We start from the raw sequence: 9,360 nt of genomic DNA, 5'->3' as shown, positions 1-9,360 counted from the left end.
GCTACGGCGCTATGGGGAGCGCGCGGGCGGACGGCTTTGCTCTACCGAGTTACACCACGCCCGGGGACACGACCGCTGCGACCACGATTAACATCGGGCACATTAGCTCTCTTGTTGGCAATTTGGGACATGGGAACGTATCCGGCGATATCACGGTAAGCGGTCTCAACACCGAGCAGATAGCTTCAATCCTTCCTCAATTGCGCACGCACCGCCATGAACTGGTTGCGGCGGGCGCTGACGGTCCGAGCTTGGATGATCGCCTGGACAAATTAGAGAAGGCACTCGCGAGTCCGCGGCCCGATCATAGCCTTCTAAGAGGACTGCTCACGGACCTGCGTAACTGTCTAAGTGGTGCAGCAGGTTCGTTGGTCGCCGCTGGAGCGCTCAACATACTGAACACGATGCTCGGGACCGGTGTGCCCGCCCCGTAACAGGACTTCTTGGTTTAAAGAACTCCGGCAAGAGTTACGTCATGGCTCCTAAGGATGATCGCGAACAGGTACCAGGCCCATTGGAGGTGAAAATCCCAGGGCCGCTAGAGGTGCCGCCTTCGGGCATCGAAGTCCCCTTCGCAGTTGGAGCTTCCGAGCCCGATTCCGCGCTCGACACTGCCGAAAAACGCGAGGCGTGGTTAAGGACGCGCCCTGCTGAGGCAGCCATTGTGTTGGTTGGCCGCGCGGCGCTTAGAGTACTGCCTACATTCTCTCTCGCGCCCGTTTCTACGGGCAGTCGAGTGGCGAGGCGCAGAATTCTCTTACGCGTCTTTCGAGCCGTGAGCACCGCGTGGAGCGTGTCGGCGTTCCCTGGCAGCCATGACACACTGAGGGACACGGCCCGCAGAGCCCTTGGGGGGCTCGGAAATGTTCAGTCGCCGCCGCCGGAGCGCGCCGCGGCGTATACCTTGGCCGCTATCGTTGCGCCAAGCGATGAGGCGCCTGCTCGGGCGGCAACAGCTCTTGAGTACGCTCTGGATTCCGCGGGTTCGCAAGGACGATTGGCCTTTGAGCAGATCCTTCAGGCTATCCTGACCGACGCAGCCTTATTGGATCAAAGGTTCAGCGCGGTGACGCTCGCAAACTCAAAATTGTGGCCGGGTGAGCTACCGGACTGGCTACAGGAGCTTTGGGAGGAATTGAAGCAGCGGCTCATCGCCGAGAATGAAGGCTGGGAAGTCTGGACCCGTTGGTATGAGCATCGGCTTTCCGGACAGCATTCCTCAGATCAGATTGAACTTCGTTGGGCAACCATCTCTGACGACGCGTGGGAGCATGAACTCGGAACAGTTAATCGGGCGCTGGCGGCACTAACTGATACAGGCGAAAGCACACCCAAACAGGCCTCTGTAGAGCGTACCGACGCGCAGCCGAGCCAACCAGGATTGCTAGGCGTTCAGGCCGTTGGACAGGCGGGGAGCATAGGCGGGCAGGTCAGCATAACAGCCACCGCTGAATTTATTCCCGACCCCGCGATTGAAGCGGTGGTTTCACGCATCAAGAGCGATCCCCGGACGTTTGAGGATATCGCACGTTTTGCCGCTCGTTCCATTGAGACGGAATTGAACCAGCTCGCAACAAAAATCCCAAACGAGCCCACTGCGCTCGCGGGGTACGAAGAGGTGCGGGCCGTTCTCCAGCGACTTCAAAGCGGATTTGAAGAACTCGCTGTAGCCGTTCACGCGTCCGCCAAGATGGCGGACCCGGTGGAACAGACTAATCTGTTGAGACGGGCGGTGCGAGCTGCCCGTTCGATAACCGAAGGTTTCGTTGGCTGGCTGGATGACAACGGAACTGCGGCGGGGAGAGTGATAGCCGAGCTTGGGCTCGCCGGTGTTATCGCGGGTACCCTCAGCTATTACGTCGGTGTCCCGCCGTTGGTCTCATTTTCGGTCACGGCAGCCGCACTGAAGGGGAAGAGCATCTGGGATGCCATCGTGCTACTTGCACCTCAGAAGAAGGGTGGCGAGAAGGGGGATTGAAACGAATACAAGCAGCGATTCGCTCACCAGCCGATGCCACTTGGAAAAGGTTGCTCGGTGGTAGCAGTTCGTGGTGGCAATCGCACTGCGGTGAAGCTGATTTGCCTTTGTTTTTCAACGCCCCAAGCTTCTGCGCGTTACTTCCCTAGGGAGCCTCAAGATACTTCGGCTTGGCGCAGGGCGGACTACGCTGCGCTAATCCGCCCTACTCGTCCGACGCCGGAGCTACACACCGTGCTCCCATCACGCCGCCTGCAGCGACCCTAGGAACCGGCTCACCTCCCGCTTCAGCCGTCCGCTCTCCGCCGACAGCGACCTCGCTGCCGCCAGCACCTGCGACGACGCAGAGCCCGTCTCCGACGCCCCGCGCTGCACGTCGTCGATATTCCGCGAGACGCGCTGGGTGCCGTTGGCGGCGTGCTGGACGTTGCGGGAGATCTCTTGCGTCGCGGCGCCCTGCTCCTCCACGGCGGCGGAGACAGCGGCCGAGATTTCCGACAGGCGGCCGATGGTGTTGCCGATCTCCTTGATCGAGCCGACCGACTCTTCGGTGGCGGCCTGGATGCCGGAGACCTGCTGGGCGATCTCGCCGGTGGCCTTCGCGGTCTGCTCGGCCAGCGCCTTGACCTCGGCGGCGACCACCGCGAAGCCGCGGCCGGCCTCGCCGGCGCGCGCCGCCTCGATGGTGGCGTTGAGCGCCAGCAGGTTGGTCTGGCCGGCGATGCTACTGATCAGCTCGAGCACGTCGCCGATGCGGGTGGCGGCCTTCGACAGGGTGCCGACGCGCTCATTGGTGCGGTTGGCCTGCGCCACGGCTTCGCTGGCGATGCGCGCGGATTCCTGCACCTGGCGGGAGATCTCGCTGACCGAGGACGACAGCTCCTCGGCGGCGGAGGCCACCGTCTGCACGTTGGACGACGCTTCCTGCGAGGCGGCGGCAACCTCCGTCGACAGATCCTGGCCGCGCGCGGCCGTGCTGGTCAGCGTCCCGGCGGAGGCTTCGAGCTCGCTCGAGGCGTGCGACACCGCATCGACGATCTCGCCGACGGCCTGCTCGAACTGGCGGGCGAGCTTCGCCATGTCGTCCCGGCGCTGCTGCTCCTGCCGCGCTTCGGCGTCGGCATGCTCGGCGCGCAGACGCTCGGTCTCGGCCATGTTGTCCTTGAACACCTGGATCGCCGTCGCCATGGCGCCGATCTCGTCGCGGGCGCCGCGGCCGGGGATCTCGACGGCGACGTCGCCGCTCGCGAGCCGTCCCATCGCCCGCGTCATCGACCCCAGCGGGCCGACGATGCTGCGCGCGATCAGGACAGCGACGAGGCAGCCGAACAGGATGGCGGCGGCGCCGACCAGCATCTGCAGCGAGATCGTGCTGGCGATGGCGCCCTCGGCGCGCGCGCGAGACCCGTGATAGTCGGCATTCACGCCCGTTTCGGCGGCCTTGAGCGTGTCGATGCTCCTGGCGATCAGCGGCTCGATCGCGGTGGCGTAGATGTCCTCGGACTTCAGCGCCGCGGCGGCGGTGGCCTCGAACGCGGTCTTGTTGAGCGCCAGCGAAGCCTTCACCGGCGCGATCGCAGCCAGCACGCCCGCCGGCGGCGACGCGCCCTCCAAGGTGGCAAGCCGCTGCTCGACATTGTCGACGCCGGCGCGGAAGGCGGACGCCGACTTGGTGTCGCGCAGCGCCAGGAAGCGCCAGGTCGCGATGCGGACGAGCTGCAGGCGGGCGTCGATGTCGGCGACCGCGGTCATCACCTCCGGCTCCTTGGAGATGCGTGCCGCGATCGACAGCTTGGCGGCCTTGGCGGCGAGGTCCTCGCCGCCCGGCAGCAGCGCGGCGCGGCCGGACTTCACCTGCTTGACGGCCTCGCTGAGTGCATCGCGCTGGGTCTTCATCTGCGCGATCTCGCTGGTGAGATCGCCGTAGAGCTTGCGCTGCTCCGCGGACAGCGGGCCGGCGGTGGCCGCCTGCAGCAGCGCGGTCGCCGCCGCCTCGCGCTCGGCGGCCTCCTTGAGCGCCGGCTCGTTGGCGTCGTGGATGTAGCGCAGATTGGTGCGCTGGATCGCCTGCAAATGGTTGGAGACCTGCAGGATGCGCGCGGTCGCGTCCGACAGCGCCGACATGCTCGCGACCTGGTCGCGCACCGCCCACAGATTCCACACCGCCACGGCCGCCATCACGGCGCCGGCGACGATGAGCGCCGCAAAGCCGGCGTAGAGACGCCCCCTGATCTTCAAGCTCATCATGTCCTCGTCCGCTCCCCCAAGAGCGGCAGGCGGGCGAACCGACGTCGCCACGCGCCTGCCCCGCAGCAGCGGCCGCCTGGCTGGCGACTCACAGCTGTGCTGTATGCACGATGGGCGGTATTTACTAATAGCGGGTTAGACGGAGCCGCGGGGACGGGGCATCGTTTGTCGCCGAGCTACGCAGTCCGGATGCGTGCCGTCCGGTGCACTCAGCTCGCGGCGGACGCAGGTGCGCTCAACTCACTCGGTCGTCATGCGCGGGCTTGACCCGCGCATCCATCCCTTGCGCAGACGGACCGGCGTGGATGGCCGGGACAAGCCCGGCCATGACAGGGGAGAGAGGTGGGCTCACAACGCACGCCATGACAGCGGAGAAATACAACTGGCGCCCCCGGCGGTGCGCCTGCCCTCAGCTCGCCTTCACGCTGATGATGAACGCATCGACCTCGCGCTTCAGCGTCTCGGCCTGCTGCGACAGGTCGCCGGCGGCGTCGCGGGCCTCCGAGGCGAGGCGGCCGGTTTCGGCCGAGGTCGAACTGATCTGGGCGATGTGGTTGGAGACGTCGAGGGTGCCGCGGGCGGCTTCCTGGACGCTCCTGGAGATGTCCTGGGTGGCGGTGCGCTGCTGCGAGGTGTCGACCTCGATGCCGGACATGATGGCGCTGATCTCGCTCAATGTGGTCGAGATGCCGTCGATGGCGCCGCGGGTCTCGGCGGTGATGCCCTGGATGCTGGCGACGTGGGCGGAGATCTCGTCGGTCGCCTTGCTGGTCTGGTTGGCGAGGTTCTTCACCTCCGACGCCACCACCGAGAAGCCCCGGCCGGCCTCGCCGGCGCGGGCGGCCTCGATGGTGGCGTTCAGCGCCAACAGGTTGGTCTGCGAGGCGATCGCCTGCACGAGCTGGACCACGGCGCCGATCTTCTCGGCGGCGTCCGACAGCGAATGGATGGTGTTCTTGCTCTTCTCGGCCTGCGAGGCCGCGCCCTCGGCGCGCTGGGTCGCGTCGGAGACGCGGCGGCTGATGGTGCCGATCGAGCTCGTCATCTCCTCGGTCGAGCCGGCCACGGTCTGGACGCTGCGATTGGCGTGGTTGGCGGCGGCCTCGACCGCATTGGCCTTGGCCGAGGTGTCGTTGGCGGCGCGCGACAGGGTCTCGGCATTGCTCTTCAGCCGGATGGCCGACGATGCCACGCTGCCGACGACGGATGCGACGAGGTCGTTGAAGGAATGGATGCGGCCGTCGAGAAAGCGCGAGCGCTCGCCCTGGCGCTGCGCCTCCTGCAGCTCGCGCGCGGTGAGGCGCTGGCGCTCGATGCCGTTGGTCTTGAACACCTCGAGCGCGCCGGCGAGCTGGCCGATCTCGTTGCCGAGGCCGAGGCCGGGAATGGGCGTGTCGTATTTCTGGCCGGCGACGTCGCGCATGGCCGAGACCATCGCGGCGAGCGGGCGCAGGATGCCGTTCTGCACGGCGGCATAGGTCATCAGGCAGACGGCGCTGGCGAACACCGCGATGGCCGCGCAGGCCATCAGGAAGTAGGAGAACGCCGACTGCGCCTGCTGATAGGTCAGCATCGCATGGTCACGGGCGGGACCGCTGAGATGGGCGAAGTCCGACGACAGGCTGGTGATCTGGTTGTTGAGATAGAGCACCGCGATGAAGCCGGTGCCGCCGCCGATCGCCAGGAGCATGAGGAGAGAGGCGACGACGCCTCCCACGAGGAAGCGGATCGTCAGATGACTGTTGGAGAACATGGACCTTGCCCGGACGCGTCAGACGGAATGTGCTGCGCACCCTTCCAGACAAAGGTAAAATAAGCTGAAAGCGCGGGTAGGCGCGGAGCACGGGAAAGCACGGGGTTTTGCGGATCCACGGCGCGTTCCCATTTGCTGCGCTCGCTTCTTACTCGCGACAGCCGGCCTTCGCACCACGCGCTTTCAGCCCGCCTCTCTCCGTCGTCATGGCCGGGCTTGACCCGGCCATCCACGTCGTCCGGCACTTTGGGATCCACATGGATGCCCGGGTCAAGCCCGGACATGACGGAGTAACTAACTGGCAGGGGATCGTGGCGTTAGCGGATCATCATGTCGCCGGCGGCGGCTGCTCGGCGGCCATCAGCGCGGCGAGGCGCGCCTCCTCCTCCGCGGTCAGCTTCGGCGTGGCCTCCGGGCCGCGCTGCCCGCGACGGCGCACCTGCCACCACAGCGCCAGGCCGCCGCCGAGCAGCAGCACCGGCGGCAGCAGCCACAGCAGCAAAGTCTGGCGCTCGAAGCGCGGCTTCAGCAGCACGAACTGGCCGTAGCGCGCGACCAGGAAATCCAGCACCTGATTGTCACTGTCACCGGCGGCGAGCCGCTCGCGCACCAAGAGGCGCAGGTCGCGCGCCAGCGGCGCGTCGGAATCGTCGATCGACTGGTTCTGGCAGACCATGCAGCGCAGCTCGCGCGACAGCGCGCGGGCGCGCTGCTCCTTGGCCGTGTCGGCCATGACCTCGTCGGGCTGCACGGCATGCGCCACCGGCGAGCTCAACAGCAGCAGCGCGAGCGCGAGGAGGCTGAGACTGCGTCGCATCCGCCCTACTCCGCCGGCTGCAGCGCGCGCGCGGCACGTGCCGGGCGCGGCGCGCCGACGCGCAGGCGCCGGTCGGACAGCGACAGCAGTCCGCCGAACGCCATCAGCACCGGACCGAACCAGATCAAGAGCACCAGCGGCTTGTGATAGATGCGCACGGCCAGCCCGCCGTCGGCGGTGGCATCGCCGAGCGAGACGTAGAGCTGGCTGACGCCGCGGGTCATCAGCGCGGCTTCCGTCGTCGACATGCCGCGCGTGGCGAAGCTGCGCTTGCTCGGCGTCATCACCGCGAGCTGCCGGCCGTCCTGGCTGATGACGAAGGTGCTGACGACCTCGCTGAAGTTCGGGCCCTGGCGCTGGGTCATGCCGTCGAACTTGATCTGGTAGCCGGCGAGATTGCGGACATCGCCCGGACGCAAGGTCGAGATCAGCTCGCTGTTCCAGGTGGTCTCGCAGACGATGCCGAGCAGCGCCACGCCGAGGCCGGCATGGGCGAAGGCGGTGCCCCACACCGAGCGCGGCAGACCGCGGGTCCGGTGCAGCGCGGTCTTGAACGGCACGCGGGCCACGCCGGTGCGCTCGACCAGATCGACGACCGAGCCGGTGATGACGAACACGCCGAGGCCGATGCCAACAGGCGCCAGCGCGCTGCCACCGCGCGCCCAGGCCCAGACGATCGCGATCGCCACCAGCGCCGTGACGCCGGCCGCGAGCAGCCGCTGCGTCGCCGCGACGAGGTCGCCGCGCTTCCACGCCAGCATCGGGCCGAACGGCACCATCAGCAAGAGCAGCGCGAACAAGGGGCCGAAGGTGATGTTGTAGAACGGCGCGCCGACCGAGAGCTTGAAGTCGAGCGCCTCCATGATCACCGGGTACAGCGTGCCGAACAGCACGGTGGCGCAGGACACGGTGAGCAGCAGGTTGTTCAAGACCAGCGCGCCCTCGCGCGAGATCGGCGCGAACAGCCCGCCCTGCTTCAGCGCGGTGGCGCGGCCGGCGAACAGCGTGAGGCTGCCGCCGATGAACAGCACGAGGATGCCGAGGATGAACACGCCGCGGGTCGGATCGCTGGCGAAGGCATGGACCGAGGTGATGACGCCGGAGCGGACCAGGAAGGTGCCGAGCAGAGACAGCGAGAAGGTCAGGATCGACAGCAGGATGGTCCAGACCTTGAGCGCGTTGCGCTTCTCCATGACGACGGCGGAATGCAGCAGCGCGGTGCCCGCGAGCCAGGGCATCAGCGAGGCGTTCTCGACCGGGTCCCAGAACCACCAGCCGCCCCAGCCGAGCTCGTAATAGGCCCAGTACGAGCCCATGGCGATGCCGAGCGTCAGGAAGATCCAGGCCATCAGGGTCCACGGCCGCACCCAGCGCGCCCAGGCGGCATCGATGCGGCCTTCGAGCAGGGCCGCGATCGCGAACGAGAACGAGATCGAGAAGCCGACATAGCCGAGATAGAGCATCGGCGGGTGCACCGCGAGGCCGATGTCCTGCAAGACGGGATTGAGGTCGCGGCCCTCGATCGGCGGGTTGGCGAGGCGGGCGAACGGATTCGATGTGGTCAGGATGAACAGATAGAACGCGGTCGCCACCCAGGCCTGCACCGCGAGCACGCGGGCGCGCAAGGACAGCGGCAGGTTGTTGCCGAACATCGCGACCATGGCGCCGAACAGGGCCAGGATCGACACCCACAAGAGCATCGAGCCTTCGTGGTTGCCCCAGACGCCGGTGATCTTGTAGAGCAGCGGCTTCATCGAGTGCGAGTTCTCGAACACGTTGGCGACGGAGAAATCCGAGGTCACGTGCAGGGTGACCAGCGCGATGAAGGAGAGACCGGCGAACAGCAATTGCGCCAGCGCGGCCGAGCGGCCGACATTCATCAGGGCGATGTCACGTTGATGCGCGCCGAGCATCGGCACGGTGGACTGGATCAGCGCCAGCGCGAGCGCCAGCACCAGGGCGTAATGTCCGCTCTCTGCAATCACTGCGTCGCTCCTGCCGCCGTCTTCTCGGCGCCTTCGCGCATCGACACCGGGCTTGGCGTGGCTGCGCCGGCTGGCGTGGCTGCGCCGGCTGGCTTGGCCGCCGCGCCGGGCTTGCCGTAATCGTCCTTCCAATGGCCCTGCTTCTTCAGGGCATCGGCGACTTCCTTCGGCATGTAGGTCTCGTCATGCTTGGCGAGCACGGTGTCGGCCTTGAACACGCCGGCGGCATCGAGCGCGCCCTCGGCGACGACGCCCTGCCCTTCGCGGAACAGATCCGGCAGAATGCCCTTGTAGGCGACCGGCAGCTTGGCGCCGCCATCGGCCACTTCGAACGTCACGGCGAGATCGTCGCCCTTCTTCAGCGAGCCCGGCTGCACCAGGCCGCCGAGCCGGAAGCGCTTGCCCGGGCCGATATGCTTTTCCGCCACCATGGTCGGTGTCGAGAAGAACACGATGGAGTCGCGCAGCGCATTCAGCACCAGCCCGGCCGCGACCGCGAGCACGAACAGCGCCCCGCCGATGATCGTCAAACGCCTCTGCTTGCGTGTCATCCCTTGATCCCGTTGGCGGCGGAAGCGCC

Annotated in this window: 7 protein-coding genes; 2 read left to right on the top strand and 5 right to left on the bottom strand. The window is 66.9% G+C overall.

The genetic code is table 11. The features are described 5' to 3' along the window. The coding region (locus QX010_RS25430; protein ID WP_316182613.1) for a hypothetical protein at positions 1-434 on the top strand (434 nt) is incomplete at its 5' end. Between the two features lie 470 nt (positions 435-904). Then, positions 905-1,978, top strand: coding sequence for a hypothetical protein (locus QX010_RS25425; protein WP_316182612.1), 1,074 nt, complete (start codon positions 905-907; stop codon positions 1,976-1,978). A gap of 243 nt (positions 1,979-2,221) precedes the next feature. Here the strand turns inward: QX010_RS25425 and QX010_RS25420 are convergent, their stop codons facing one another. From QX010_RS25420 to ccmE, 5 genes are all read right to left on the bottom strand, one after another. Then, positions 2,222-4,225 carry a methyl-accepting chemotaxis protein gene (locus QX010_RS25420; protein WP_316182611.1) on the bottom strand — a complete coding sequence of 668 codons (2,004 nt, stop codon included), beginning with the start codon at positions 4,223-4,225 and terminating at the stop codon, positions 2,222-2,224. 409 nt (positions 4,226-4,634) lie between these two features. After that, positions 4,635-5,978: a HAMP domain-containing methyl-accepting chemotaxis protein gene (locus QX010_RS25415; RefSeq protein ID WP_316182609.1), complete on the bottom strand. Its 1,344-nt coding sequence runs from the start codon at positions 5,976-5,978 to the stop codon at positions 4,635-4,637. A gap of 328 nt (positions 5,979-6,306) precedes the next feature. Further along, positions 6,307-6,795 (bottom strand): cytochrome c-type biogenesis protein, encoded by a 489-nt coding sequence (locus tag QX010_RS25410; protein ID WP_315804184.1) that lies wholly within the window; start codon positions 6,793-6,795, stop codon positions 6,307-6,309. 5 nt (positions 6,796-6,800) lie between these two features. Then, the gene (locus QX010_RS25405) at positions 6,801-8,780 is read right to left on the bottom strand and encodes a heme lyase CcmF/NrfE family subunit (protein WP_316182608.1); all 1,980 of its coding nucleotides are present in this window, start codon (positions 8,778-8,780) and stop codon (positions 6,801-6,803) included. Continuing rightward, positions 8,777-9,331 (bottom strand): cytochrome c maturation protein CcmE, encoded by a 555-nt coding sequence (gene ccmE / locus QX010_RS25400; protein WP_316182607.1) that lies wholly within the window; start codon positions 9,329-9,331, stop codon positions 8,777-8,779. Before ccmE ends, QX010_RS25405 begins: the two co-directional genes overlap by 4 nt. Between the last annotated feature and the right edge of the window lie 29 nt (positions 9,332-9,360).

Origin of the sequence: Bradyrhizobium sp. SZCCHNRI1009 (genome assembly GCF_032487575.1) — a bacterium.
GTDB lineage: Bacteria > Pseudomonadota > Alphaproteobacteria > Rhizobiales > Xanthobacteraceae > Bradyrhizobium.
Note: the sequence above shows the minus strand (reverse complement) of the source record. Positions and strands in the feature narration are given on the sequence as shown.

What these genes read in the sequence shown, in the direction of transcription:
- QX010_RS25420 (WP_316182611.1), bottom strand. Translation starts at nt 4,225, where the DNA reads ATGATGAGCTTGAAGATCAGGGGGCGTCTCTACGCCGGCTTTGCGGCG.
- QX010_RS25415 (WP_316182609.1), bottom strand. Translation starts at nt 5,978, where the DNA reads ATGTTCTCCAACAGTCATCTGACGATCCGCTTCCTCGTGGGAGGCGTC.
- QX010_RS25410 (WP_315804184.1), bottom strand. Translation starts at nt 6,795, where the DNA reads ATGCGACGCAGTCTCAGCCTCCTCGCGCTCGCGCTGCTGCTGTTGAGC.
- ccmE (WP_316182607.1), bottom strand. Translation starts at nt 9,331, where the DNA reads ATGACACGCAAGCAGAGGCGTTTGACGATCATCGGCGGGGCGCTGTTC.